Origin of the sequence: Parasphingorhabdus sp. (assembly GCF_048267785.1) — a bacterium.
Classification (GTDB): domain Bacteria; phylum Pseudomonadota; class Alphaproteobacteria; order Sphingomonadales; family Sphingomonadaceae; genus Parasphingorhabdus.
The window spans coordinates 77,363-102,579 of record NZ_JBLWWU010000003.1; the positions used below are offsets into that span (position 1 = coordinate 77,363).

Genomic DNA, 25,217 nt, shown 5'->3' on the forward strand with positions numbered 1-25,217 from the left:
CCGCCAGTGCAACGATCACGTTGTAAAACGTTCTTTCCTAGGAAAAGCGCGACGCCCGGTAGAGGCTGGCATCGACAGCATTCAGGCTTTCATCCGGTGCCTGTCCCAGCAGAATCGACCGGGCCAGTTTTGCCGCCGCCGGAGCCGTCTGGATACCGAAACCGCCCTGACCGGCGAACCAGAAGAAATCATCCACTACGGCATCAAAGCCGATGACCGGCAGGCGATCCGGAGCAAAGCTGCGCAGGCCTGCCCATTTCCGGCTCACCCGCTTCACGGTAACATCCAGCACTTTTTCAAACCGGTCGATGGCCGTCGCAACGCTCAGTTCGTCAGGTGCAACATCGCCGGGCTCCGAGGGTATTTCGTCATGCGGGCTAAGCCAATAGCCACCGCCTGCTTCGGGTTTGAAATAGAAACTGCCATCCAGTCCGACAACCAGTGGCATGTCCTGTGTTGATGACGGATCGGTCTCTATCTGGACCATGTTGCGGATGAGCGGCTGGATACCGACTGGTTTCGCGCCTGCCAGCCGGGCAACATTATCCGCCCAGGCACCAGCCGCATTGACCAGCACAGTTGCGCGATAGGTTTCGCCTTTTGCAGTCAGTTCCCAGCCATCGCCATGTTTCCGTATTTGTGTGACCGATGACCGGCATATCAACTCCGCCGCCTTGTGTTTGGCGTCTCGCAAGTAAGCGGCATGAAGCGCAGCGACGTCGATATCCCGGCAATCCGGCTCATGGATCGCGTGCTGCCACTCAGGCTTCAAATCGGGTACAAGCCGCACCGCGCGCTCCCGTGACCAGCGATCCATAGCCAGACCACTGTCGGCAAAATCCGCCAGAAACTCATCTGCCAGATGCCGCTCATCCTCTCTGGCGATATTGATCGCACCGCGCGGACGAAGAAAACCGGATGGCGAAAATTCCGCCGGAGGATTGTCCAGAAACTCCCGCGAAGCGGTTGTCAGCGGTTGCACCAGAGGCCCACCATAGCTTTCTGTCCAGAAAGCAGCCGAGCGCCCGGTGGAATGATACCCGGGGAAATCTTCGGCTTCGAGCAGCAAAATTGAACGTTCTGTGCCAATTTCAGATGCGATGCTGGCTCCGGCAATGCCGGCTCCGATTATGACAATATCAAATTGTTTCATTTTGCAGGGGCAACTCGGTCAAGAAAATCGAAACAGGCGTCGAGCGCGACGTTGCGTATGTCATCAACCTCGCGAAAGATTTCATGCGCACATTCCTCACCGAAAAGCTTCATCTCGGCATTGGGGATCAAATGCACGGCGCGCTCGATTGTTGGATGATCTACCAGTTCGTCAACAGATGTTGCCAGTATCAATATTGGGACTTTCATCTGTTTCAGCTTTTTCCGGTTCCGCAGTTTTCGGGTGGAGGAATAGGCGCGTTCGACCCAGCGCCAGCTCGCCGGCCCCAGTCGAACGAAGGGCCGTTCTCGGAACCAGAAAAATTCATCCGAATAGCGGGCCACATCGTGCGTTAGCAGCGCCTGCCGGGGCACATAAGGTTCCAGAGGATTTTCAATCGGTTTCCAGGCACGCCGCTCGCCGCGACCGATGATGCACATCATTCTGGCGGCCAGTTGCGCGGTCCATTCGGGCATGCCGCCGCCAGCCGGGGCAAGCATCGGCGCACTCAATATGACCGCATCCGGATGAATGCGCTGCTCGGCCAGCGCCCGCAATACCAGGTGCCCACCCATGCTGTGGCCCAGTACCACATGCGGTCCCGGATGGTTGGCACGCCAATCATCATACAGCGCTTCCAGATCACTCACCCAAGTTGAAAAATCATCAATATGACCGACGTGCGGGTGTGGTCCGCAGCGCCCGGACCCGCCTTGCCCCCGCCAGTCAACCGAGGTGACATTCCAGCCGCGCAGGTAAAAATCGTGGAAAGTCTCCAGATATTTTTCATAAAAGTCGGCACGCCCGGTCATGAACAGAAGCGATCCTCTCGGATTGTCCTGCCGCCAGTCCAATTGCCTGAATTCCCAGCCATCCGGCCCGACCCACGTCCCTTCAACTGCGCCTGCTGGAACCGACCGGCGATCAAAGTGCTCGTCTTGCAGGTCTGTCATATCAGGCTTTGTCATTGTCACAGTGTCGGCAGATATGCCCGCTCCGGGAATCATGGTTACTATTTGGTAAGGCAAATTAGCTAGACGATCTATCTATGGATAGCGAAACCTTCATCTACTTGCTCTGGGGCGGATTGGCAATTGCACTGATAGTAGCGGCCGTTACCGACCTCAAGCGACGCCATATTTCAAACTGGCTCAATCTCGGCATTGCTTTGGGAGCACCGGTCTTCTGGATCGCCAGCGGCCTAACATTTTGGCCCGACATGATCGGACAAATTGGTTTGGCTGTCATAATATTTACCATATTCACCGGCCTTTTCGCAATTGGCGCGATGGGTGGCGGTGACGTCAAACTACTGACAGCCCTTGCCTTATGGATGCATTGGCTGACTTTTCTAGAGCTTCTGGTGATCATGTCCATCGCTGGTGGCGTGCTGACGCTGTTAATGATGATCAGCAAGAGAATCCAAAAGACCGAGGGAGCAATAAAGGTTCCCTATGGTGTTGCCATCGCCCTCTCAGGGATTTGGACCATCTGGGGCATAACTGGGCAAAGTTCACAAACGATATTTTAACCATTTTACTCGAAAGAGACAATGACCGCCAATGGAACCATTCGGGCGGGGGCATTCAGGAGGCGTGAGACGTCATGGACAAGAAGAAGATCATTTTGCTGGTTGGAGCACTGATCGTGGCGGCAGTCACGGCATTGCTCGCCAAGAACATGTTTGACGGTGCGTCCGCGCCGCAGGCTGAAGCAAAGAAGACCGAAGTGCTTGGCGAGGAAGTGCTCGTTGCTACTCGCGCCCTTCCGGTTGGCACGCTTATCACGACCGACAGCTTCCGATTTCAGCCCTGGCCAAAAAATCTGATCGAAGACGTTTATTTCATGAAGGAAGGCACTGACGTTGAAACGTTGGTGGGCACCGTGGTGCGCAATCCGATTACCGCGGGTCAGCCGATGACCAAGGGTTCGCTTGTTGCTCCGGGTGATCGCGGCTTCCTCGCTGCTGCACTCGGCCCCGGCATGCGCGCAGTAACGATCCCGGTATCTGGCCTGACCGGTGTCGCGGGTTTCATATTTCCCGGCGACCGAGTCGACCTGATGCTGACCCAGTCGGTGAAGGGCGAAGGTCCGGAACTCAAGGTTTCAGAAACCGTTATCCGCAACCTGCGGGTGCTGGCCACCGATAACCGGGTTACGGCTGCACGGAATGAAGAGGGCCAGCAAGTCGCCCAGAAAGCAAAACTGGTAACCCTGGAAGCCACGCCAAAAATTGCCGAACAGATCTCGGTCGCCCAGACTCTGGGCACATTGAGCCTGTCTCTCCGTTCCCTGGCGGACAGCGCCGCCGAACTGGAAGAAGCCATTGCCTCTGGTGCGATCAAACTGCCGAAAACGGATGATCCGGTGGTCGAAGCCGACATGATCCGTTCGCTGGCAGCTCGTCCAACCAGCACAAAATCAACTTTCTCGACCGGTGGAGACGTATCGCGGTTTGAAACACGCTCACCTCCGCCACTGGCCGAAAAGGAAAAACCCAAAGGTCCGGTAGTCCGCGTCGCACGTGGCAATACGGTCAATGACATTGAGTTTGGAGACAAATAATGGCCGTAGAATATGCACAGCATAGCCGTTCGGTGAAAAAGGCAATGGCCGTGGGTGTCGCTGCAGCTCTCGCCATGGCTCTGGCAGTCAATAACGCGACACCGCTGAACGCTCAGGCGGTCAAGGTATCGCAGCCGGATAGCCGTATTTCCATCGCAGTGGGCCGTGGCAAGTTGATCACCCTGCCCTCTTCGATTGAAGATATTTTCATTGCCGAAAACAGCATCGCCGATGTCCAGGTACGGTCACCGCGCCAAGTTTATATTTTCGGCAAGAAAGGTGGCCAGACCAGCTTTTATGCAACCAGCGCCACGGGCAAGGTCGTCTACTCGGCTGAAATCGCCGTCGGTGCAGAAATTTCGTCGATTGACCAGATGCTTAATCTGGCAATGCCGGATGCCAAAATCGCGGTTAGCACGACCAATAATTTCGTTCTGTTGACCGGGACGATCGCCGACCCGGATGACGCCGAAGAAGCAGAAAATCTGGTACAGGCATTTGTCGGTGACAGCACCCGTGTCGTCAGTCGGCTGAAAACAGCCACGCCCATGCAGGTCAACCTGAAGGTCCGGTTTGCGGAAGTCAGCCGTTCGCTGGCGAAGGAAATCAACGGCAATCTGATAACCCGGGATACAACCGGCGGATTCCAATTTGGCGTATCGCGTGGGCGCTCATTCGGTACGATCACCGATTTCGACACCTCGTCCTTCCCCAACCTGGATGCATCGCAGCTGTTCGGATTGCCTGCAGGCTCGATTTCGTTGCCATTCAATCCATCAACCGGCCAGTTCGTCACTTCCGGCGGAACGGCGTTCAACTATAATGCGGCATCCGATCTCAACACCATTCAGGCGGCAGGCCGTCTGTTTGGCGTCGACATCGCAACCGCATTTGACGTTTCAGAGCGTGTCGGTCTGGTCAGCACATTGGCATCGCCAAACCTGACGGCGATTTCAGGCGAAACCGCGACATTCCTTGCTGGCGGCGAGTTCCCCATTCCGATTTCGACCGGGCTGGGTGAAATATCGGTCCAGTACAAGAATTACGGTGTCAGCCTGTCTTATACACCGACCGTCCTCTCCAACGGCCGGATTTCCATTCGTGTCGCTCCGGAAGTTTCGGAGATAACGACCAACGGAGCGGTTGTTCTCAACGGTTTCAGCATTCCTGCGGTATCGACCCGTCGGGCAGAGACCACTGTGGAACTGGGGTCAGGGGAGAGCTTCATGATCGCCGGTCTGATGCAGAACAGCTATAACTCGGCGATCGACAAGACACCGGGACTGGCCGATGTTCCGATCCTCGGTTCCTTGTTCAAATCCGATGGCTATCGTCGTAACGAAACCGAACTGATGATCGTGGTGACGCCTTATCTGGTGAAACCAGTCAACGACAGCGAGATTGTGTTGCCAACCGACGGCTTCAAAGCCGCCAATGATGCAGAACGCTTCCTGATGAACCGCAATCATTCGGGCACCGGTGCCGATCGCCCCAAACCGAGCGTGGCTCCCGCTACGCCGGAGGGCGAGGCATTTGGCAGCCTGGAACCAAAACGTCCCGCCAAATCGGCCAAGAAATCCGGCAGTGCAGCCCCCGGTTTCAGTTTCGATAAATAAGCCCGATCAGGAGAACAGATCATGCGCATCATTTCAATGGCACTCATCACCGCCCTCGGGCTCTCGGTTACGGCTTGTGGCAGCACCACGGCAAACCGCGGCGTATATAGCGAACGCCAACCTGTCGTTTCCAAAGCGAACTATGTGCTGGACCTGAGTACGGGCAGTGGCGGATTGTCTTCATCGGAACAGAACCGCCTCTCTGGCTGGCTTGATGCTCTCGAACTCGGCTATGGTGATCGCGTTTCGATTGATGATCCCAGCTATTCAGCCAGCGCCGCGGCAAAGGCCGCGGTGGAAGCCATTGTGGCCCGCTATGGTCTGCTGATCAGCGAAACCGCGCCAGTGACCGAAGGCCATGTACCCGCCGGCTTGATGCGGGTCGTCGTTTCGCGGACGTCCGCATCGGTGCCCGGCTGTCCCGATTTCAGCTATCGCAGCCACACCGATTTTCAAGTGCGCACAAGTGAAAATTATGGTTGCGGAACGAACAGCACCATGGCGGCGATGATTGCCGACCCCGAAGATCTCGTCCGCGGCACCAATGCCAACGGTGAAGACCAGGCCCATGCTTCCAAAGCTATCCGTGCTTATCGTGACAAGAAAGTTGGAGAACAATAATGAACGCTCCCTGGAAACCCGGCTCGAACAACGGACGTGATCCGTTTGCCGCATTTGTTTGCGATGAAGATACGCTAGATTTACTCCGTCCGGTTGTCGAAGAAATGGGTTGGGCGGGCGATAAATGCAACATGGGCGGACTGCGCAATGCGGTCCAAACGCTGTCCGTTTCCGCCAGCCCCAATATCTTGCTGGTCGACCTGTCCGAATCCGGCGATCCGTTGAACGACATCAATTCTCTGGCCGAAGTCTGCGAACCGGGCACCGTCGTGGTTGCCATGGGTCAGGTCAATGACGTGCGTCTCTATCGCGACCTGATTGTCAGCGGCCTGCAGGATTATCTGCTCAAGCCGTTTACACCGGACCAGTTGCGTGATGTACTGGCTCAGGCACAGGCGGTGATCAACGCGCCGAAAACCGAGGAATCACATGCCGAGAAGCCCCATGTTTCGACGGCGGTCATCGGCACGCGTGGTGGCGTTGGTGCTTCCACCATTGCCACGTCGCTGGCCTGGTTGCTCAGCCATGACAAGGAACGTCTGACCGCCCTGCTGGATCTGGATGTCCATTTCGGTACCGGCGCTCTTTCCCTGGATCTGGAGCCTGGTCGCGGGCTTACCGATGCGATTGACAATCCGAGCCGGATCGATGGCCTGTTCATCGAACGCGCCATGATCAAGGCCAATGAGAAATTGTCACTGCTGTCTGCAGAAGCGCCGATCAACTCGCCGATGATGACCGATGGCACCGCATTTTTCCAGTTGCAGGAAGAATTTCGCGCGGCCTTCGATTGTACGGTGATCGATTTGCCGCGGGACATGCTGATCAACTATCCGCATCTCCTCGGCGACGTTAATGCCACGGTGATCACGACGGAACTGACTCTGGCGTCAGCCCGCGACTGTATTCGTTTGCTGTCCTGGCTGAAATCGCACGCCGCACAGAGCAAGATCTATGTCGTTGCGAACAAGGTGCAAACCGCCAATCTGGAAATTAGCCGTCAGGATTTCGAAAACTCTATCGAGCGCAAGATCGATATCCTGATCCCCTATGACATTCGTACCGCAGCGCAGTCTGCGAAACTGGGTCAAGCATTGGTGGAAGCCGGAAAATCCAGCAAGGCCGCCGCGAAAATCGTCGAGCTGACGAACCTCGTCCTCGGTTCCGTCGAGGATAGCGACGACGATGGCAACGGTGGCGACAAACGATCACTGATGGGCAAACTGGGTGAACTGAAATCATTGCTCCCATCGAAAAAAGTCAAGGAAGAAGCTCCTAAAGTCTGAAGCAGGTGCAAACATTCTTCAGCTTTAAAGGAATTAGACTATGGGTATAATGCAAATCGCAATATTGGGTGCAGGGGTTTTAGCGGTTTTGCTGCTGATCATATTTGCATTTGCAGGCCCGTCACAGTCAACGGCCAAGGCGCGACGTCTCGACAAGGTCAAATATCGCCATTCCGACAGCGCGAATGTTCAGGTTGAAGCGCAAATGAAAAAAGCGCTCTCGGCGCGGCGCAAAACCACACGCCCCAAAGGCGAAACCATGACCAAGATGGAAAGCCTGGCAATCCGGTTGGAAAAAACCGGCAAGCTCTGGCCGCTGTCCTATTTTTTCTACGCGGTGGGAGGGTTGTTCCTGCTGGTCTTCGGACTGCTGCTGATCAAAGGCGCACCACTTTTGCTATGCGTAACAATCGGGCTTCTGGTTGGTGCCGGATTGCCGCATTTTGTCGTCGGCTTCCTGATCAACCGGCGTGTTGGCAAATTTACGGCCTCCTTTCCCGACGCTATCGAACTGCTCGTCCGCGGCCTGCGTTCGGGCCTGCCGGTGACCGAAACGATCGGCGTGGTTGCCAAGGAAATTGGTGGACCGGTTGGCGAGGAATTTCAGAAAGTCGTCGACCGGATCAAGATCGGTCAGACCATGGAAGATGCGCTTCAGGAAAGCGCAAAGCGCATGGAAACACCGGAATTCAAGTTCTTCTGCATCACCCTGGCGATTCAGCGTGAAACCGGCGGCAACCTCGCCGAGACATTGTCCAACCTCGCCGATGTGCTGCGCAAGCGCGGACAGATGAAACTCAAGATCAAGGCCATGTCGTCGGAATCCAAGGCTTCGGCCTATATTGTGGGATCCCTGCCGTTCATTGTGTTCGGGCTGGTCTACACCGTGAACCCGACATATCTGGCTGGCTTTTTCTTTGAAGAACGGTTGATCATTGCCGGTTTGGGTGGACTGACATGGATGAGCATTGGTGTGTTCATCATGGCCAAGATGGTCAATTTCGAGATTTAGGATGAAGGTGCAAGGCAAATGACAACCAGCGGCGGACCAACATTGATGGGCGTGGACGTCCTGTGGGTAGCGACTATATTGTCCGCTGTCGCAGCAGCAGCGGTATTTTTCGCAATCTACGCCGCCGTGACGGTGCGCGATCCGATGGCAAAACGGGTCAAGTCGCTGAATGAGCGCCGCGAACAGCTCAAGGCCGGTATCACCGCCTCGACCACCAAGAAACGCGCAAAGCTGGTGCAGCAGAGCGATACGACGGACCGCATGCGCAATGCCTTGTCCTCGATGCAGGTTCTGCAGGATACCCAGGTCAAGGAAGCGCAACAGAAACTGGCACAGGCTGGCATCCGTTCAAAGGATCTCGCCTTCGTCGTGATTTTCAGCCGGCTTGTATTGCCAATTCTGCTCGGCGGCGGTGCGGCGCTTGCAATTTATGGCTTCGATTATCTCGCCGAATGGTCGGACCTGAAACGGTTTGCCGTATTCGCCGGTGCGACGATTTTTGGCTACAAGGCCGCCGATATCTACATAAACAACCTGATTGCCAAACGGACAGACCTGATCCGAAAAGGTCTGCCTGATGCGATTGATCTGCTCGTGATTTGCGCGGAAGCCGGCCTGACGGTCGACACGGCATTTGCCCGGGTTTCAAAGGAACTCGGCAGCGCCTTCCCGGAACTGGCCGATGAATTTTCGCTGACCTCGATCGAACTGGGATTCCTGACCGAGCGGCGGCAGGCATTTGAAAACCTCGCCTATCGCGTCGCACTTGACCATGTCAAAGGCGTGGTGACGACGATGATCCAGACGGAAAAATACGGTACTCCACTGGCATCTTCATTGCGCGTTCTGTCGGCAGAATTCCGCAACGACCGGATGATGCGGGCCGAAGAAAAAGCAGCACGCCTGCCGGCGATCATGACGATACCGCTGATCATGTTCATTCTGCCGACCCTGTTCATCGTGATCCTTGGCCCTGCGGCCTGCTCGATCTCCGATGCCATGTTGTAGCCGGAAACACGTTCAGAAAATCAGGAGAGCGGCAGTCCCCTGCCGCTCTTTTTCATTCTGCAGCCAGGTCGTCTGCCGATTTTTTCACCTTCACCAGCATGGCCGATAATTCGGCCTGCTCGCTCGCGCTGAGCACCGCCATCACTTTCTTTTCCATCGCCTGAGCGGCGGGCATGATCTCTTCGTACAGGTCACGTCCGGTGGAACTCAGCAACAAATGGTGGGAACGGCCATCCGCGGTATTGGGACTGCGATCAAGCAAAGCGCGATCAACCAGATTTTTTACCGCACGATTAACCGTCACCTTGTCCATCAGGGTCGCTTCGACCAGTTGCCGCTGGGTAGAGGCACCACGGGAGCCTAGCACGGCCATTACCCGCCATTCGGGGATTTTAAGGCTAAAGCGGCTCTTATACTCTCCTGCAATAAGATCGCTGACGGCGTTGGACGCCGTCGAAAGCTGGTAGGGCAGAAAATCATCAAGGCTTACGGTCATAAGTAATATTTATTCAATTTTGGCGCGAAGTCCAACCCAAAATGTCCGAGGAAATGCGCGTTCTATTATTCCATTGCTGCTAACGGCTGCCTCTACCCGCGCATCAAAAAGATTTTCAAGCCGCGTTTCGACGAGCAGACGATCCGTAACGGCCAGCGTCATGCGCCCATCTATCGTGAATGCATCGGCGAGGCTGAGGATATTGACGTCATCCTCATACTGCTGTCCAATATAGCGCGCCAACAGGCTTGCCCCGGATCCATTGTCCGCTTTCCAGCGGATTGATCCGGAGGCATTGTGGCGGGGAACCTGCGCGGGGCGCAAGCCGTCGATCGGAGCAGCATCGCCACTGCCATCGACTGTCGCGTCGACATAGGAATAAGCGGCGCGGAAAGTCAGTCCATCAGCCCACTCGCGGAGATCGAATTCGGCTTCAATTTCAACGCCTTTGGACTCAACTGCCGCCAGATTCTGGCGCTGGCTATATGTCCCGTCCGCGGCGACAAAGCCAACGCCGGGAAAGACGCCCGGACCACTGGCCAATGTCACATTTGCAATGGCATTATCGAGCTGGTTATAGAAGGCAGTGATGCCAATCTTTGCGACATCATTGTTCCAGTCCAGCCCCAGTTCAGCTCCCTTGACCCGTTCCGGTTCCAGCAATTCATTCGCAGCCGTTGCATCCGATCCGACCCGGAAAGGCCGGAACAGTTCGTTGAGCGTTGGCAAGCGCCAGCCGAGATAGGCGGCACCGCGCAGGGTCAGCGCATCACTTGCATCCAAGGTAAAGCCACCGCGCCCGGTAAATTCGCTGCCACTGCGATTGGTATATTGCTCGTCCGTCCGGACCGATCCGGGAAACGGATTGATCAGTTCGATCTCTTTGCGAAAGCCATTGTCGATCGACCAGAAATCAACGCGTCCCCCACCCGTCAGCACCAGTGCATCACTGGCTTGCAGGCTGGCTTCGACAAAGCCGCCATAGGTGGCGGTGCTGCCGCCGGCCCTGCGACTGCGCTGCGGCGTGTCATCGTCGAGAAAGAAGAAATTCTCGTTGGTTGTCCCTTCGGTTCGGCGCCAGTCGCCGCCGATCCGCAACTCGAGATTGTCACCAACCGGTGGCCGCACCTCAAAGCGTCCGCCGACGCCTGTGGAAGGCACGCTAAACTGTTCAAATACCCGGCTGACCGAATTGCGATCATCGTCAACGCCGCCAAAGCTGACATCGAAATTGCGGATTTGCACATAGGCCAATGCCGACCATTGCCAGTCGGACGTGCGGTCAACCAGCCGGATGCTGGCATCCGCACCGTCATTGTGATTTTCACTAAAGGCAAAGCCGCGTTCGCGGTCGTCGGTGAAGGCACGGACATTGCTCTGTAATTCAATATGGTCGGACAGCGGCGCAACGAAGCGCACGGCCAGGCCAGCCTGCTCATATTCCGAAGGACGATCCACCGAACCACGCTGCCCTTCAATGATTGGAATGAAGCCGTCGCCGCGCGCATAATTAGCGGAAATGGTGAGCTGCCCCTGCCCCAGTTCGCGACCGAAGAGAAGATCGGCATCGACGCTGTTGCGACTGCCATAAGCTGCGCCGAGTTCGATCCGGTCTCCCACATTGTCGCTGAACAGTTCAATGGTTCCGGAAATTGCGCCCTGACCGTCGGCGACACTGCCACCCCCGTGGGTAATTCTGGCAATTTTCAAAGCCAGCGCATCATAGCCGGGCCATGCCACCCAGCCGCCAAAAGGGTCCGCTTGCGGCACTCCGTCCAGCATCAGCAGGGCACGGGAAGAGGCATTGCCACCCAGTCCGCGCAACGTAACGCCCTGGCTGGTCGGATTGGCCGAGCGCGCGTCCGACCGGCGAAATTGTTGCAGTCCGGGCACGTCGCGCAATGCATTTTCGACAGTCTGGGACGAATCCATCTCGATTTCGGTCGCGTTATAGACACTGTCGCCACGGGTAACGGGCAACCCGGAAACAATGATCTCTGCAACTAGATTTTCATCATTGCCGGCTTGCTCCTGCGCCCAGGCAGGGACAGTCACCGACGCCATTGATACCAATAGCGGATAGGCCAAAACTGATTTTTTCATGATTTAATTGTGCATCCATTTCTGATAGACCGGCATTTCGTCAGGAAGCCGGTGATAGTCCTGCGCGTCGCATGCGAAATTGGCGCTGTCCGCCTTGCCGAAGACGCCCGGATCATCGAGCGTTCCGACTTTGACGATCACAGCAACTTCAAAACCCGGCGCGCGAGTGGCCAGATGGGTGCCGCAATCGGCGCAAAATTCGCGTGTCACACCCTTTTCAAGGTCGTCGCGCTTAAAGCCCTTCACAGCCCCTTTGGTGATCTCGTACCCGTCCGCCGGCATCGCCATCAGCAACAGACTGTTGCCGCCGGTCGTATATTGGCATTCGCGGCAGAAACATTCCGCTTTCAGCATCGGTTCGCCTTCGGCCTTGTAGCGCACCGCGCCGCAATAACATCCGCCTTCTACAATCATATCATTCTTCCTTTACAGCTTCGGGGGTGGCTTTCTGAAAAGCCTCCAGATCATTGCAAGACGCATCAATCCGCACGAGTTTGGGGAAAGCGCTCAAATTCGTTGCCAACCGGCGTGCGTTATACATTTGCGGCACGAGGCAGACATCGGCCAGATTGGGTTTATCTCCCCCGAACAGGCCGGTTTCCGGGGCCATGGCTTCGAGAGCGACAAAGCCCGTTTCAATCCAGTGGCGATACCAATTGTCGATGGCGTCCTGATCCTGTCCCAGTTCATTCTTGAGATATTTCAATATCCTCAGATTGTTCACCGGATGAATATCCGCCGCTACCACCAGCGCCTGCGCCAGCGTATTGGCCCGTTCCGCCGGATCGCCGGAGACCATCGGCGGATCTTCATATTTTGCATCGAGATAGTCGATAATCGCCAGTGACTGGGTAAGATCATGGCCGTCGATCGACAGCATCGGCACAAGGCCCTGCGGATTGCGCGCGATATATTCTTTCGTCCGGTGTTTCCCGTCGAGCAGATTGGTATTTATTGCGGTGTAGGCCACGCCCTTCAGATTAAGCGCGATCCGCACCCGGTAGCTCGCCGAGCTACGCCAATAGTCGTAGAGAATGATATCTGTCATGCTCCGGTTGTGGAGAGAGGCCACCGGAAATGCAAGCGTTGCTCTTCTTCCCGCCAGGGAGCAGGATTATCCTATCGAACCGCCATCGATCGAAATCCCGCCGCGCGGTTCGACTGACACGGACCGCCCGGTCCGTTTTGCCAGTTCCTCCAGCATAAACGGTTGCAACTTGTTCGCGACTGCCGGATGCACTTCCAGTCGCATCGCACCCGCTCCGCGATCGCGCTCCGCCTGCCGCAACAACTTTAGCGCAGCATTGGTCGAGCGATTGGCCTGCATGATTTCCGGCACCGATGGCCGCAGCTTGCGGCTGACAATCTGCATGAAACCAAAACCGTTGATTGCCGTGCGTTCGCAATTGACGGTCATATAGTCATCAAAAATGGCGGCTACGGCTGTTCGCTCGGGCTTGGCTTCCAGCGTGGGGAAATCAACGCCGATATTGCCAGCAATATCGAACCGAACCAGCGCCAGTGCGATCTGCTTCGCCGCCCGTTTCGCCAGTTCCGGCGGCGCCAGCGGTCCATCCACGTCGATCACCGTCATCGCCGGGGCAAGCGACACCAAGAGGCACCCACCGTCAAAATCGATCCGCCCGCTTTCCGCCTGCTCGACCGCCTCGTGCCAGCCGTGAAGAGCGAAGACATCGTCTTCGTGGGCATGGACCTGTTTGACGGGCAATCCGATAGCATTGATCTCCGCAAGAATATCGGGACCGTCACACAAGGGACGGTCACTGTCCGCTGGCTGTGCCTTGGCGCGCTTGACCTGCCCGCCCCGCTCGGTCAGCGCTGCCCGGACAATTTCCACCCGGACCGGCGCCCCTTCGGTCAATTTCTTGGGCAGCGGCTGCAGCAGGGCTTCCTGTCCATCCGGCAGGGTTACAATCCCCGACTTCCCGGCAACCCATTGCCGGGAGAATGTCGCATCGACAATTGCCCCGGCTCTGGCACTGCCGTCGGGCCGCTCGACACGTATCTGGACCAGCGCGCCATTTTCCAGCCGCAATGCGCGGTTCTCGCCGATCCCGGCTTCGTAAAGCCAGCCATTGGAAAAATCAGCCAAGGGGATAGCCTGCGCTGATCAGCAGGTTACGGGTTTCGTAGAGGGGCAATCCCATAATTCCGCTATAGCTGCCCGACATCCAGGTGACGAAGGCTTCTGCCGTTCCCTGTATCGCATAGCCGCCCGCCTTGCCCTGGCCTTCACCAGTGGCAATATAGGTCTCGATCTCGTGGGCTTCGAAGCGCTTGAATTTCACGATGCTGTCGGACAATTTCGTCCGCGCGGTGCCATCGGCTGCGATGACGCAGACCGCCGACATCACATGATGCCGCCGCCCGCTGATCAGTTCCAGAAATTTACGCTGTTCCGCGGCGTCAGCAGCCTGCCCCAATATCCGGCGACCGACGGCTACCGTGGTATCTCCGGCGACGAGAATTTCATCATCTGCCCGCTCAACCGCAACCGCCTTTTCCTGCGCCATGCGCAGCACATAGTCGCGCGGCAATTCGCCCTTCTTCGGGCTTTCATCAATGTCGGGAGAGATAATCCGGTCGGGCGTCACGCCAAGACGACCGAGCAGTTCCAGCCGGCGCGGACTGGATGAGGCCAGAACCAGTTTCATGTCAGCAAACACCCTCTGAACCGTTCGGGCTACGCGGGTCGAAGTCATGATTCGAATATAATGTCAGCCGGACGCCGTCCTTCGACAGGCTCAGGACGAACGGCATAGCATCACTTGAAACGATAGGTGATGCGACCCTTGGTCAGGTCATAAGGGGTGAGTTCCACGAGCACTTCATCACCGACCAGCACGCGGATGCGGTTCTTGCGCATCTTGCCAGCGGTGTGACCCAAAATCTCATGGCCATTTTCCAGCTCGACGCGGAACATGGCGTTGGGGAGCAGTTCGCGAACCATTCCCTTCATTTCCAATAATTCTTCTTTTGCCATATGGCGGTGCATTTTCCTTAATATTGCGACAAATCCGCGTGTTGCAGTGCGCCATAACGACAAATGCGCAAAAAGGGAAGGATTAGCTGCATCAGCGAATATGATAATATCTATCGGTGCCGCTGCAATTTCCTTGCGACAATTTAATACAAAGAAAATATACCATTAGCCTGACTAGCATGGCATTTCGAATGCCTTCTCTCCGCCATATTAGAGCTATCGAAACAAATTATGATATCTTCCCCACGATCCTTTTCCGCTTCATCTCCCTTCATTCTGGCCGGCATGCTCCTCGCGAGTCCTGCCGGCGCGCAGATCACCGATACAGAGCCGGATTATGCGGACGATGAAATCGTCGTCACGGCGTCACTTCCGCGCGGCGCCGTCGTCACCGAAATACCACCCGTGGTCGAACTGAGCGAGGAGGATATCGCCAGCTATGGTGCTTCTTCGGTGCAAGAGCTGCTTGAGGGAATCTCGTCACAGACCACGTCCAGTCGGGGTCGTGGCAGCGGACGGCCGATTGTTCTGATCAATGGCCAGCGTACTTCCGGTTTCCGTGAAATTCGCGATCTGCCGCCCGAAGCCATCCGCACGATCCAGGTCTTCCCCGAAGAGCTCGCGCTGCGCTATGGCTATAGCGCTGATGAGCGAGTGGTAAATTTCATCCTGAAAGACCTATATACCGGTGTCAGCGTCGCTGGCGAATATGGAATCCCGACGGCTGGTGGACAGGGCCGCTCCGAACTGGAAGCCAACGTCACCCACATCAGCAAAAACGATCGGATGAATATCAATCTGGAATGGCAGAATAATACCGCGATTACCGAGAGCGAGCGAGACATCATACAGGATGCGGCTGGCGATCTGGTCAATCTCGGCGATTATCGCACCCTGGCTGCCGCAACGGATAATGTAGAACTCAACGCCAACTACAGCCGGACTTTCGACAATGGCATGTCCCTCTCGCTCAATGGTGGATATGTCTATGACAAGGCGCGTAGTCTCCGAGGTCTGCCCAACGGCACATTGGACGTCGCGGGCGATCCGCTGTTCCGCTATTTCACCGAATATGGTCCGCTGCGCCGGGTACAGGAAACCAACACCGTGCAGGGGGGGCTAACGCTGAACGGCACGCTCAGCGGCTGGCGCTGGTCGCTGACCAGCGATTATACACGCGAACAGGTCAATACCGACACTGACCGGTCCGGCGATACCAGCGCTCTGCAGGCCGCGATTGATGCAGGCACCGTTGATCCTTTCGCGACCAGTTTCGGCGCTTTGCTAGGCGTACCGACCACCGATACCGCCAAAGTTGTCGACCAGACGATCAACAATCTTGCCACCATGTCCGGCACATTGTTCGTCCTGCCGTCGGGTGCTGTTACCACCACCATCCGTGCCGGCTATGACCATGAAAATCTCAACAGCCGGGAAACGCGCGGCGCAATTGTCAGCACCACGGACCTCAGCCGTGATGAACTGAGCACCGGGATCAGTGTCGATATCCCGCTTGCCAACGAGAACATCGATGTCGTCGAGGCCATCGGCAAGGTCTCCCTCAACGGTAATTTTGGCTATTCCGACCTGTCCGACTTTGGTGGTCTGGTGGAATTCGGCTTTGGCGTGAACTGGGAACCGATTGACGGCCTGGTATTCTCCGCCACCGCCATCGGCGAAGAAGCGGCACCGAGCATCGCCCAGCTTGGCAATCCGATCATCATCACCCCCGACGTCACAACCTATGACTTCACCAATGGCGAAACCGTTCTCGCGGCCATCACCACCGGCGGCAATTTTTCCCTGCCGGCGGAAACCCGGCGGGATATCAAGCTGGCGGTCAATTACCGGCCTGAATGGCTCGACGGATTTACCTTTCTTGGCGAATATTTCCGCAACAACAGCAAAGATGTCGCATCGAGCTTCCCGTTGCTGACACCCGAAATCGAAGCCGCCTTTCCCGACCGGGTAACCCGCGATACCAACGGCCGGTTGATTGCGATCGACCAGCGACCGGTCAACTATGCAGAAGTCAGAAGCGAGCGCATCCGTTACGGCATCGATTTTTCAAAACGCTTTGGCGAGCAACGCAGCAGCAGGGGCGGCGCGACTAGACCGGCTGTAGTGGCACCTCCCCCTCCGCCGGAAGGCGACCAGCCTCCACCACCAGACGGAGAGCGAGGCGGCGGGCGGCCTGAAGGCAACTCTGCCTCGCGATCCGGCCCTCGCGGTGGCGGTGGCGGTGGCGGTCCGGGAGCCGGCGGACCGGGCGGCGGTCGCTGGCAAGTGTCTGCTTTCCACACTATTCGTCTTGAGGAGACCATCAAGATCCGTGATGGCGTCGAAGAACTGGACTTGCTGGACGGATCTGCGATCGGCTCGACCGGCGGCAGCCCGCGGCACGAATTCGAGATCAACGGTGGCTGGTTCAAAAACGGCATCGGCTTCCGGCTTAACGGCAAACACCAGACAGCAACCCGTGTCGATGGCGGCCTGACGGGCTCCAACCTGCGCTTTTCCGACCTCACCACGCTCAACCTGCGGATGTTCATCAATCTGGATGATCGCGGCAATCTGACCGAGAAAGTCCCGTTTCTGAAGAACAGCCGGATCGCCCTCAAGATGGATAATATCTTTAACGATATTCAGACCGTCCGCGACGACAGCGGCCTGATTCCGCTCAGTTATCAATCGGGTTACGTCGATCCGGTCGGGCGTTATGTCGAAATTGATTTCCGCAAGCGGTTCTAGGGATATGCTGAATCACTATTAGGGTGACCCGTTCGTGGTGAGCCTGTCGAACCACGCCTCTCGTCGACAGGTGCCGTTGAGCTACGCTCGCCCTCCGGGTCGACAGGCTCAGCGCGAACGGATTATACCTAACCCAGTTCCGTAATCGACACCGCTTCCGCCCGATATATCTCTATCTCCGGACGCTCCCCGAGCAGCGCAGTCAGCCGCTTGACGAAAGCACCCGATGCCGGAACCGCAAAATGCGCGGCGACAGCGGCCTCGTCCTGCCATATTTCATGGAAGAACAATCGCGCCGGGTCTTCGCAATCGGCGTGGATATGGTGGGAGATACATCCCGGCTCGGCGCGGGAACGGGCGCTATGCTCGCTACACAGGGCGACGATCTCCTCACGCTGGTCGGTCGGGACGGTGAAAGATGCTGAAAGAATAATCATAATCTCAGCGTCGCCCGCGTCGTGCTTTTCGACATATAATAAGCCAGAACCGCAGCAATAATGGTGACCATCACGGTAAAGACCGGCGGCGAGAAGCGCAGATCCGGCATAGCGCCCTGCAACGCCATGCCGATCAGAACGGCGGGAATCAGCGTCATCGCCAGATGTTTCAGCGCAAGCAGGAATGGCGCAAAGCCGACGCGGGTGCCGGCAGGAAGGTCGGGCGCGATCTTGCCCGCCTTGCGCTGCGAAATCGTGATACCGTAGACAATCAGCGTCAGCAACAGGCTCATCAGCACCGCGATCCCGACCAACGTGCCGCCGAGATTGGGCGCGGAATCGCCAAAGGGCAGCGTTGCGGGGACAAAGGGCAGATCACGGGTCAGCCAATAATTGATCCCGCCCGCCAGCACGATATTCACCACCGCATCCATTCGCGCCTGTTTTTCGATAAAGGCATCCATGGTGACGGGCGCTGCGGCAATAAGTGTAGCCATACTCTCTCCCTGTTTTTTCTCGGGAGAGTGACGGCCACGGGAGGAATGTCAAGCGGGAAGCCACCGCGAGAAAGGACTGGAATGTTGGGACGGAGTGCAAATGTGCACTCATATCGTGATTTGAGCGAGCCGCTTTCCCCTGAATCCCCGATTTCCTTCAACGCGGCACCGGCAATGGCCAGAGATTCTCGAACACAGTGCAAACTTACACTCATGCCATGATTTCAGATATATGGGGTCTTATAAAGCCCCTATTCCACCGCTAACCAGCCATTTTCCGCAACACCCGCCAGGCCAGCGCCTTGGCTCTGTTCCGCGCGGGAAAACGGCCCGGTGCTCTGGGGAGGATACCCCGCTTGCGCAGCCAGCCGTTGAACGCACGCGCATCCGCCTCTTCGAAGCTCCAGTCCGAACGCCAGGTGATCGACAAAGAGATGCTCGGTTCCGGCCCGACCTTGACAAAATGCGGCGCCATGACGGGCACGAAGATAGCCTTGCCGGGGGTCAGATGATGGCGCGTGCCTTCAGCTTCGAAATCATCCTGCCAGACCAGATTGCGGTGGCCGCCGAGATGATAGCCTTCGTGGATTTCGTCGGCAGCAAAGCGAGCGTCACCGGCGGGAAACGTGGTCATCCACTTTTCACCGCGCAACTGCAGCAGGATATTATGCTCCGGATCGAAATGATAAGGCGTCACCGCGCCGGGCGAAGAGACGAAGATGAATCCCTGCGGTTTCAGCATCTGGCCGGTCTTGGCCTCCAGTATCGGCCGGATTTCCGCGAGCAGAGAGAACAGCAACGCTTCATATTCCGGCATCTGCTCGATATTCTTGAGCACCGCCCAGCTCGCCGACTGGTCGATCTTCCGGATCGTGTCGCCGATGGTCATGCCATTGTCCGGCACATCTTCCGGGCGGATGCCTACGGGCAAGTCACCGGGATTATATTCCACACTGGTTTCCGGCAATGCCGTGCCAAGCCGGGCCAGCGCATCGAGGGTCAGCAGCTGGTGCGACGACATCCCATGATCCAGCACGCGGGCCCGTTCAGGATAACAGGCATCAAATTGCCGACGACTTTGCGCGCCGAAAATCTGCTGCTGGAACATGTCCTGGCCACTAATCTGGTTCATTGCTGCACCTCTGTCGGATCAAAAATCATACGCCCCCTGATCTTCCCCATCAGGTCTTCACCGAGCCGCAAGCCGCGGAAAATGGCACCGCGGGAGACACCCTTCAATTCGATCGAGAACCGTCCGATATGGCGGCGGCCAGACCACAGACTGTCGATCATCGGATGGTCTTGCGCGGCACAGCTGTCCATCCAGTCGATGGCCGGGTTTTCGAGGATCTTGAGATTTTCCAGCTGCAGCAGGACACCCGGCGAGAAGCGGGCGAAGGCTTCATCAAAGGCGGTTTTGAAGGAAAAGCTGCCGCGGCCGCTATGGAAATTCACCAGCATCACCAGCGGATCTTCTTCGAGGCGAATATCATGGCGCTCCAGTTGCCCTGCCCGCGCAGCACCGGTCAGTGCATCGCGAAAAAATGCGCGCGTCTGCCCGGACGAGTCCAGTGAAGAGCCGCTGAACCCTTTCCAGCCGCGGCTTTCCAGATCGAGAAATTCATCAATCCATGTTTCGAGACCGATGTCATCGGTGCGATGACAAAAGGTAACATCACCGAGTTCATCCAGTCGCTTGGCCTGCCGCCGCAATTCCTTGCGTTTTTTCCCCCGGACGGTCGCCTGATAATAAGCCTCAGGATCAAGATCACTTTGTAACAGCGCCCGGGCTTCGCTATGGACAAGATCGCAGCGACGCTTCTGGTCACTGCAAACCTTCCGCAGAGCCTGATCCAGTGGGCCGCCGATGGTCATGCCGTTGATATGCAAAAAACCCGGCCAGTCGCCATTGTCGAGCGCGGTCAGCAAATGGTTCCAGAATTCCGATTCAAATCCCTGCCGGACAAGGGGTGTGCCGAGAAAACAATTGTGATGCACCCAATTCTGTACGTGCGGAACCGGCCAGCGTCCGAACCTGTTTTCGGGACCCACGGGGAGCAGACCAAGCAGTTGCGAGCGCCCCGCTTCCCCTGCCCACAAAAGAAACAGGCTTAAATCGGGATGATGGTCAAACTGGATCAGACCCGGATTCAGAAACCAGTGCTCGTAGAAGATATTCGGCTCGCTCGCCTGCATGGCCAGTGCGCTCCATGCTTCGACCAGATTGACGTCGATCGCGGCCAATGATTGGAAAACCGCCCGTGGTTCGGAGGGAGGGAGACGGTCGCCAAGCTGGTTCTCTCGCACATCCGTGCCCGTCAATTTTTGTAACCCACTCAAATCCATTGGAATCTATCTACCCACATTCCATTCTTGTGCAGCGGCCAGCTTAAGGAAAAAGGGGTAATATGTGATTAACGCCCTTTGGTGGCGGATTCAGGACAAGAAAAACCCTGCCGGAAACGCTCCCGGCAGGGTCTGGTGTCAGATCAGATGGTGCGGCCGGTTAGTGGATGCCGCCCTGCGCCGCATAAAGCGCTGCGAGCAGCAGCAATGCGACAATATTTGTGATCTTGATCATCGGGTTGACGGCCGGACCCGCGGTATCCTTGTAAGGATCACCCACGGTATCGCCGGTCACCGCAGCATGGTGGGCGTCCGAGCCCTTGCCGCCGTGATTGCCATCCTCGATATATTTCTTGGCATTGTCCCAGGCACCGCCGCCTGCCGTCATCGACAGCGCAACGAACAGACCGGAGACAATCACGCCAAGCAACAAGGCACCAAGAGCCGCGAAGCCATTGGCCTGACCGGCAACCGCTGTGATCACGAAATAGACCACGATTGGTGCAAGGACCGGCAGCAGCGATGGCAGGATCATTTCCTTGATCGCAGCCTTGGTCACGAGATCGACCGTCCGTGCATAGTTGGGACGCGACGTTCCATCCATGATGCCCTTGTCAGCGGCGAACTGTGCGCGAACGTCTTTCACAACGTCACCCGCAGCGCGTCCGACAGCGGTCATGCCCATGGCTCCGAAGAGATAGGGCAAGAGCGCGCCGAGCAACAGACCGACAATCACATAGGGATTTTCCAGGCTGAAGCTGACTTCAAGGTTCGGGAAGAACTCCTTCAGATCAGCGGTATAAGCCGAGAACAACACCAACGCTGCCAGGCCGGCAGACCCGATGGCATAGCCCTTGGTGACAGCCTTTGTGGTGTTACCAACAGCATCCAGCGCATCGGTTTTTTCCCGCACGCTTTCATCGAGGCCCGACATTTCGGCAATGCCGCCTGCGTTATCGGTTACCGGACCATAAGCGTCCAGCGCCACAACCATGCCAGCCAGTGCGAGCATCGAGGTTGCAGCAAAGGCAATGCCGATCAAACCGGCGAGCTGATAAGCGACCACGATGCCGACCACGATGACCAGCGTCGGCAGGGCCGTTGCTTCCATCGAAATCGCCAGTCCCTGGATCACGTTGGTGCCGTGGCCGGTTTCTGACGATTTGGCGATCGACCGCACCGGACGATATTCCGTACCGGTATAATATTCGGTGATCCAGATGATCAGGCCGGTTACAGCCAGACCAACCATCATCGACCAGAACAGGGCCATCCCGGTAAATCCGCCAGAGCCATCAAGCTCGGTTCCGATTGCCGTATCCATGTCACCCAGCGTACGCATGGTGACATAATAGATGGCCGGGATCGAAAGCACCGCAGTGGTCAGGAAGCCCTTGTACAGCGCGCCCATGATGTTCGTGCCCTTGCCCAGACGCACCATATAGGTGCCGATGATCGAGGTCAGGATGCAGACACCACCGACGATCAGAGGCAAAGACATCAGGTCATAGAGCATTGCGCTGCCGACGAGGTCACCAAAGAGCAGTGCCAGCAGCACCATCGTTGCACCAACCGTCACAACATAGGTTTCGAACAAGTCAGCCGCCATACCAGCGCAATCGCCAACATTGTCGCCGACGTTATCCGCGATCGTTGCAGGGTTGCGAGGATCATCCTCGGGGATACCCGCTTCCACCTTGCCGACCAGATCCGCACCAACGTCAGCGGCCTTGGTAAAGATACCGCCGCCAAGACGTGCGAAGATCGAAATCAGCGATGCACCAAAGGCCAGAGCAACCAAGGCGTCAATAACCGTGCGGTCATTGGCAGCCATGCCCATCTGGGTGGTCAGCACATAGAAGAAGATCGAAATCGCCAGCAGTGCAAGTCCTGCCACCAGCATACCCGTCACCGCACCGGCGCGAAACGCCACGGTCAGCCCGGTTTGCAGGCTTTCGCTTGCCCCCTGTGCCGTGCGAACATTCGCGCGAACCGAAATGTTCATGCCTATATAACCCGCGACCCCCGACAGCACTGCGCCGAGCAGGAATCCTACAGTCGAGATTGGTCCGAGAAAGAGAAAGACCAGAACCGCGACGACGATTCCGACGAGCCCGATGGCCCGATATTGCCGGTTCAGATAGGCTTGCGCGCCTTCCTGAATTGCTCCCGCGATAGATTGCATTTTTTCGTTGCCAGCAGGCGCATTGAGCACCTGTCGGCTGGTTATAAAGCCATATAATATGGCGATAAATCCGCATAAAATTGAAATGGTGACAACGGTCATCGATTCAAATCCCCTCCATTTGTTATAGTTAAACGCCCCGTCAGACGCGGAGCTGTCGGCTCAAACTATAGGGCGGGAGGAAAAACCTGCAAGCGTTGATTTTGAGGGGGTCACGCGGCCCATTTCAGACATGTTATGTGAAACCGGCTTGCCCGGATCAGGCGTGCACGAAGCCGAGATGCTCCGGCAATTCCAGTCTTTCGCCGTGGCTGTGCAAGCTGACTCCCGATCCCGGACGACATACGCCGACGCAGGTCAGCGGAATGCCGAGCACGGTTTCGGGGCTGGCCGTAAGCAGCAACTGATAGTCGTCACCACCGGTCGCCGCCTTGATCCGTGCGTCCCGATCATCACCAACCAAATCCCGAAATTGTTCCGACAACGGGATTTCCGCCAGATCAATTTCAATCTGCACGCCGCTGGCCGCCGCGATCCGCGATGCATCGAGCAACAGCCCGTCGGAAATATCCATCATGCTACTGACCAGATTGGACAGCAGTCGTCCCTCTTCCAGCCGGGGCTGCGGACGCGTATGCGCTTTCAACAGCGATGCCGTGACGTCAATATCCTCGGACCGGAGCAATCCCAATGCGATCTGCAGACCGGCCCAGGGATCGCCAATCGTGCCGGTGACATAGACGGCGTGACCCGGCTTTGCGTTGCTGCGCGAAGGCACGATATGGCCTTTCGCTTCGCCAATCGCGGTCAGGCCAAAGGTTCTGGGTCCATTTTCTCCCATCGCAACCGTATCGCCCCCGAGCAGAGGCACCGCAAATCGGTCAATCGCCTGCTTCAGACCTTCGACAAAGGCCGCATCCCACTGGTCACCGGATGTCCGGCCATAGCCGAGCAGGATGCCGAGCGGCTTGGCCCCCTTCGCCGCCAGATCGGACAGGTTTACCGCCACCAGTTTCCACGCCACATCGGCGGGATCGGCGTCGCGAAGGAAGTGAACCCCCTCTACCATCATGTCATGGGTCATCACCAGCTTGTGCCGCCCAAACGGCATCATGGCGGCATCGTCGATCAATCCACGCGCTGCCGGATGGGTGGTAATGGCCTTCAATCGGTCAATAAATTGCAATTCGTTCAAGACAGGGCGTGCTCCAGTGCCATTCTGATGGAAGCGTTGGCGCGCTTGCTGACCGCTGCCTGGGGGGCAAATCCGTTAAATCCGTGCGGCGCGCCCGGGTAGATAGCAAGCTCAACCGGAACACCGGATGAACGAAGGCGGTTGGCATAGGCAATATTTTCATCGAGAAACAGATCGAGGTCGCCGCACATGATATAGGCGGGCGGCAGGCCGGACAGATCCGCCGCCCGCGCTGCTGCGGCATAGGCGCTGGCGCCTTCTTCCTCGGCATAAAGCGACCAGGCATGCAGCGAGGTTTCTCGATTCCACGTCGAAGGCGGAAGATCCATATGGCCCGATTGCGTATCGTGCTGATCGTCGAGCATCGGATAGAGAAGCAATTGGAACGCGATCTCCGGCCCGCCCCGGTCGCGATTCATCAAGGCGGCGCTCGCCGCCACCCCGCCCCCCGCACTGGGACCGGCCAGGATGATCTTGCGCGGATTGCGGTTTTCCGCCAATCGTTCGATCACAGCGCAAACGTCCCGGGCCGCAGCCGGTGCGCGATCTTCCGGTGCCATCCGGTAGTCGACCGAGATTACCGGAGCGAGCGAGGAATAGCCCTGTGCCGAAAAATCATCGGCGCTGCCCATCAAATATCCGCCGCCGTGCAACCAGATGATCGCACAATCAGGGTAGAGCACGTCGCGTCCGCGATATTCGATCACCGCAACATCAGGATCATCTCCCAGTCCCGGCATAGGATATGCATCTTTATGGCCCTCATATTTCGGCAGATCGGCCGTCATTTGGGCAAAAAGCGTGGCCAGTGCCGCGCGGGCACCCGGGACATCGGTCCTCAAAATGTCGTAGATATAGGGACCTTCCGCCATGATGGCGTCGTGGAATGCAGGATCAAGCCGGTCTAGATATTTGGACAATCATTCCCCCAGTGCCAGCCGG

The 25,217-nt window shown here is 57.1% G+C and carries 24 protein-coding genes; 8 read left to right on the forward strand and 16 right to left on the reverse strand.

Annotated elements, in window-relative coordinates:
• Positions 1 to 37: 37 nt before the first annotated feature.
• Together ACN0VD_RS03730 and ACN0VD_RS03735 are read right to left on the reverse strand one after the other, a co-directional pair.
• A complete protein-coding gene (locus ACN0VD_RS03730) occupies positions 38 to 1,153 on the reverse strand; it encodes an NAD(P)/FAD-dependent oxidoreductase (RefSeq protein ID WP_417591752.1) in 1,116 nt (371 codons plus the stop codon).
• Positions 1,150 to 2,106 carry an alpha/beta fold hydrolase gene (locus tag ACN0VD_RS03735; protein ID WP_417591754.1) on the reverse strand — a complete coding sequence of 319 codons (957 nt, stop codon included), beginning with the start codon at positions 2,104 to 2,106 and terminating at the stop codon, positions 1,150 to 1,152. Before ACN0VD_RS03735 ends, ACN0VD_RS03730 begins: the two co-directional genes overlap by 4 nt.
• A gap of 95 nt (positions 2,107 to 2,201) precedes the next feature.
• Here ACN0VD_RS03735 and ACN0VD_RS03740 point away from each other — a divergent pair, with 95 nt between their 5' ends.
• The 7 genes from ACN0VD_RS03740 (at position 2,202) to ACN0VD_RS03770 (ending at position 9,261) form a co-directional block, all read left to right on the forward strand.
• Entirely contained in the window at positions 2,202 to 2,684 is a 483-nt protein-coding gene (locus ACN0VD_RS03740; protein ID WP_417591756.1) for an A24 family peptidase, read from the forward strand.
• A 74-nt stretch (positions 2,685 to 2,758) separates the two neighbouring features.
• Positions 2,759 to 3,718 (forward strand): Flp pilus assembly protein CpaB, encoded by a 960-nt coding sequence (gene cpaB / locus ACN0VD_RS03745; RefSeq protein WP_417591758.1) that lies wholly within the window; start codon positions 2,759 to 2,761, stop codon positions 3,716 to 3,718.
• Entirely contained in the window at positions 3,718 to 5,334 is a 1,617-nt protein-coding gene (locus tag ACN0VD_RS03750) for a type II and III secretion system protein family protein (protein WP_417591760.1), read from the forward strand. The genes cpaB and ACN0VD_RS03750 overlap by 1 nt, the downstream gene beginning before the upstream one ends.
• 21 nt (positions 5,335 to 5,355) lie before the next feature.
• On the forward strand, positions 5,356 to 5,955 hold the full coding sequence (locus ACN0VD_RS03755) for a CpaD family pilus assembly protein (protein WP_417591762.1): 600 nt from the start codon (positions 5,356 to 5,358) through the stop codon (positions 5,953 to 5,955).
• The gene (locus tag ACN0VD_RS03760) at positions 5,955 to 7,241 is read left to right on the forward strand and encodes an AAA family ATPase (RefSeq protein ID WP_417591764.1); all 1,287 of its coding nucleotides are present in this window, start codon (positions 5,955 to 5,957) and stop codon (positions 7,239 to 7,241) included. Before ACN0VD_RS03755 ends, ACN0VD_RS03760 begins: the two co-directional genes overlap by 1 nt.
• A gap of 40 nt (positions 7,242 to 7,281) precedes the next feature.
• A complete protein-coding gene (locus ACN0VD_RS03765; RefSeq protein ID WP_417591766.1) occupies positions 7,282 to 8,253 on the forward strand; it encodes a type II secretion system F family protein in 972 nt (323 codons plus the stop codon).
• A gap of 18 nt (positions 8,254 to 8,271) precedes the next feature.
• On the forward strand, positions 8,272 to 9,261 hold the full coding sequence (locus tag ACN0VD_RS03770) for a type II secretion system F family protein (RefSeq protein WP_417591768.1): 990 nt from the start codon (positions 8,272 to 8,274) through the stop codon (positions 9,259 to 9,261).
• Between the two features lie 52 nt (positions 9,262 to 9,313).
• Here ACN0VD_RS03770 and ACN0VD_RS03775 read toward each other — a convergent pair whose 3' ends face one another.
• From ACN0VD_RS03775 to infA, 7 genes are all read right to left on the reverse strand, one after another.
• Positions 9,314 to 9,757, reverse strand: coding sequence for a MarR family winged helix-turn-helix transcriptional regulator (locus tag ACN0VD_RS03775; RefSeq protein ID WP_417591770.1), 444 nt, complete (start codon positions 9,755 to 9,757; stop codon positions 9,314 to 9,316).
• Positions 9,758 to 9,766: 9 nt separating this feature from the next.
• Positions 9,767 to 11,860 (reverse strand): TonB-dependent receptor, encoded by a 2,094-nt coding sequence (locus ACN0VD_RS03780; protein WP_417591772.1) that lies wholly within the window; start codon positions 11,858 to 11,860, stop codon positions 9,767 to 9,769.
• A gap of 3 nt (positions 11,861 to 11,863) precedes the next feature.
• Positions 11,864 to 12,274, reverse strand: a complete 411-nt coding sequence (locus tag ACN0VD_RS03785; protein ID WP_417591774.1) for a GFA family protein — start codon at positions 12,272 to 12,274, stop codon at positions 11,864 to 11,866.
• A gap of 1 nt (position 12,275) precedes the next feature.
• Entirely contained in the window at positions 12,276 to 12,908 is a 633-nt protein-coding gene (gene maiA, locus ACN0VD_RS03790; protein WP_417591776.1) for a maleylacetoacetate isomerase, read from the reverse strand.
• A gap of 66 nt (positions 12,909 to 12,974) precedes the next feature.
• Complete coding sequence (locus tag ACN0VD_RS03795) at positions 12,975 to 13,973, reverse strand: ribonuclease (RefSeq protein ID WP_417591778.1); 999 nt, start codon at positions 13,971 to 13,973, stop codon at positions 12,975 to 12,977.
• Positions 13,966 to 14,535 carry a Maf family protein gene (locus ACN0VD_RS03800; RefSeq protein ID WP_417591780.1) on the reverse strand — a complete coding sequence of 190 codons (570 nt, stop codon included), beginning with the start codon at positions 14,533 to 14,535 and terminating at the stop codon, positions 13,966 to 13,968. Before ACN0VD_RS03800 ends, ACN0VD_RS03795 begins: the two co-directional genes overlap by 8 nt.
• Before the next feature lie 110 nt (positions 14,536 to 14,645).
• Positions 14,646 to 14,864: a translation initiation factor IF-1 gene (infA, locus tag ACN0VD_RS03805; protein WP_066742521.1), complete on the reverse strand. Its 219-nt coding sequence runs from the start codon at positions 14,862 to 14,864 to the stop codon at positions 14,646 to 14,648.
• A gap of 231 nt (positions 14,865 to 15,095) precedes the next feature.
• Between infA and ACN0VD_RS03810 the strand changes: the two genes are divergently transcribed.
• On the forward strand, positions 15,096 to 17,615 hold the full coding sequence (locus tag ACN0VD_RS03810) for a TonB-dependent receptor plug domain-containing protein (protein ID WP_417591783.1): 2,520 nt from the start codon (positions 15,096 to 15,098) through the stop codon (positions 17,613 to 17,615).
• Between the two features lie 128 nt (positions 17,616 to 17,743).
• Here the strand turns inward: ACN0VD_RS03810 and ACN0VD_RS03815 are convergent, their stop codons facing one another.
• From ACN0VD_RS03815 to ACN0VD_RS03845, 7 genes are all read right to left on the reverse strand, one after another.
• Positions 17,744 to 18,052: a putative quinol monooxygenase gene (locus ACN0VD_RS03815; RefSeq protein WP_417591785.1), complete on the reverse strand. Its 309-nt coding sequence runs from the start codon at positions 18,050 to 18,052 to the stop codon at positions 17,744 to 17,746.
• Positions 18,049 to 18,549, reverse strand: coding sequence for a hypothetical protein (locus ACN0VD_RS03820; protein WP_417591787.1), 501 nt, complete (start codon positions 18,547 to 18,549; stop codon positions 18,049 to 18,051). Before ACN0VD_RS03820 ends, ACN0VD_RS03815 begins: the two co-directional genes overlap by 4 nt.
• A 262-nt stretch (positions 18,550 to 18,811) precedes the next feature.
• A complete protein-coding gene (locus ACN0VD_RS03825; protein WP_417591789.1) occupies positions 18,812 to 19,681 on the reverse strand; it encodes a transcriptional regulator in 870 nt (289 codons plus the stop codon).
• Complete coding sequence (locus tag ACN0VD_RS03830) at positions 19,678 to 20,871, reverse strand: GNAT family N-acetyltransferase (RefSeq protein WP_417591791.1); 1,194 nt, start codon at positions 20,869 to 20,871, stop codon at positions 19,678 to 19,680. Before ACN0VD_RS03830 ends, ACN0VD_RS03825 begins: the two co-directional genes overlap by 4 nt.
• A 184-nt stretch (positions 20,872 to 21,055) precedes the next feature.
• Positions 21,056 to 23,182 (reverse strand): sodium-translocating pyrophosphatase, encoded by a 2,127-nt coding sequence (locus ACN0VD_RS03835; protein ID WP_417591792.1) that lies wholly within the window; start codon positions 23,180 to 23,182, stop codon positions 21,056 to 21,058.
• Positions 23,183 to 23,339: 157 nt separating this feature from the next.
• Positions 23,340 to 24,275: a thiamine-phosphate kinase gene (gene thiL, locus ACN0VD_RS03840; RefSeq protein WP_417591793.1), complete on the reverse strand. Its 936-nt coding sequence runs from the start codon at positions 24,273 to 24,275 to the stop codon at positions 23,340 to 23,342.
• Complete coding sequence (locus tag ACN0VD_RS03845) at positions 24,272 to 25,195, reverse strand: alpha/beta hydrolase fold domain-containing protein (protein WP_417591794.1); 924 nt, start codon at positions 25,193 to 25,195, stop codon at positions 24,272 to 24,274. The genes thiL and ACN0VD_RS03845 overlap by 4 nt, the downstream gene beginning before the upstream one ends.
• Positions 25,196 to 25,217: the final 22 nt, after the last annotated feature.

Excerpts from the sequence above, each read along its gene's own strand:
- ACN0VD_RS03810 (WP_417591783.1), top strand. The coding sequence starts at position 15,096 with ATGATATCTTCCCCACGATCCTTTTCCGCTTCATCTCCCTTCATTCTG.
- ACN0VD_RS03800 (WP_417591780.1), bottom strand. The coding sequence starts at position 14,535 with ATGAAACTGGTTCTGGCCTCATCCAGTCCGCGCCGGCTGGAACTGCTC.
- ACN0VD_RS03815 (WP_417591785.1), bottom strand. The coding sequence starts at position 18,052 with ATGATTATTCTTTCAGCATCTTTCACCGTCCCGACCGACCAGCGTGAG.
- cpaB (WP_417591758.1), top strand. The coding sequence starts at position 2,759 with ATGGACAAGAAGAAGATCATTTTGCTGGTTGGAGCACTGATCGTGGCG.
- ACN0VD_RS03820 (WP_417591787.1), bottom strand. The coding sequence starts at position 18,549 with ATGGCTACACTTATTGCCGCAGCGCCCGTCACCATGGATGCCTTTATC.
- ACN0VD_RS03730 (WP_417591752.1), bottom strand. The coding sequence starts at position 1,153 with ATGAAACAATTTGATATTGTCATAATCGGAGCCGGCATTGCCGGAGCC.
- maiA (WP_417591776.1), bottom strand. The coding sequence starts at position 12,908 with ATGACAGATATCATTCTCTACGACTATTGGCGTAGCTCGGCGAGCTAC.
- ACN0VD_RS03740 (WP_417591756.1), top strand. The coding sequence starts at position 2,202 with ATGGATAGCGAAACCTTCATCTACTTGCTCTGGGGCGGATTGGCAATT.
- ACN0VD_RS03760 (WP_417591764.1), top strand. The coding sequence starts at position 5,955 with ATGAACGCTCCCTGGAAACCCGGCTCGAACAACGGACGTGATCCGTTT.
- ACN0VD_RS03765 (WP_417591766.1), top strand. The coding sequence starts at position 7,282 with ATGGGTATAATGCAAATCGCAATATTGGGTGCAGGGGTTTTAGCGGTT.
- ACN0VD_RS03750 (WP_417591760.1), top strand. The coding sequence starts at position 3,718 with ATGGCCGTAGAATATGCACAGCATAGCCGTTCGGTGAAAAAGGCAATG.
- ACN0VD_RS03780 (WP_417591772.1), bottom strand. The coding sequence starts at position 11,860 with ATGAAAAAATCAGTTTTGGCCTATCCGCTATTGGTATCAATGGCGTCG.
- ACN0VD_RS03835 (WP_417591792.1), bottom strand. The coding sequence starts at position 23,182 with ATGACCGTTGTCACCATTTCAATTTTATGCGGATTTATCGCCATATTA.
- ACN0VD_RS03770 (WP_417591768.1), top strand. The coding sequence starts at position 8,272 with ATGACAACCAGCGGCGGACCAACATTGATGGGCGTGGACGTCCTGTGG.
- ACN0VD_RS03825 (WP_417591789.1), bottom strand. The coding sequence starts at position 19,681 with ATGAACCAGATTAGTGGCCAGGACATGTTCCAGCAGCAGATTTTCGGC.
- infA (WP_066742521.1), bottom strand. The coding sequence starts at position 14,864 with ATGGCAAAAGAAGAATTATTGGAAATGAAGGGAATGGTTCGCGAACTG.
- ACN0VD_RS03755 (WP_417591762.1), top strand. The coding sequence starts at position 5,356 with ATGCGCATCATTTCAATGGCACTCATCACCGCCCTCGGGCTCTCGGTT.
- ACN0VD_RS03785 (WP_417591774.1), bottom strand. The coding sequence starts at position 12,274 with ATGATTGTAGAAGGCGGATGTTATTGCGGCGCGGTGCGCTACAAGGCC.
- ACN0VD_RS03735 (WP_417591754.1), bottom strand. The coding sequence starts at position 2,106 with ATGACAGACCTGCAAGACGAGCACTTTGATCGCCGGTCGGTTCCAGCA.
- ACN0VD_RS03775 (WP_417591770.1), bottom strand. The coding sequence starts at position 9,757 with ATGACCGTAAGCCTTGATGATTTTCTGCCCTACCAGCTTTCGACGGCG.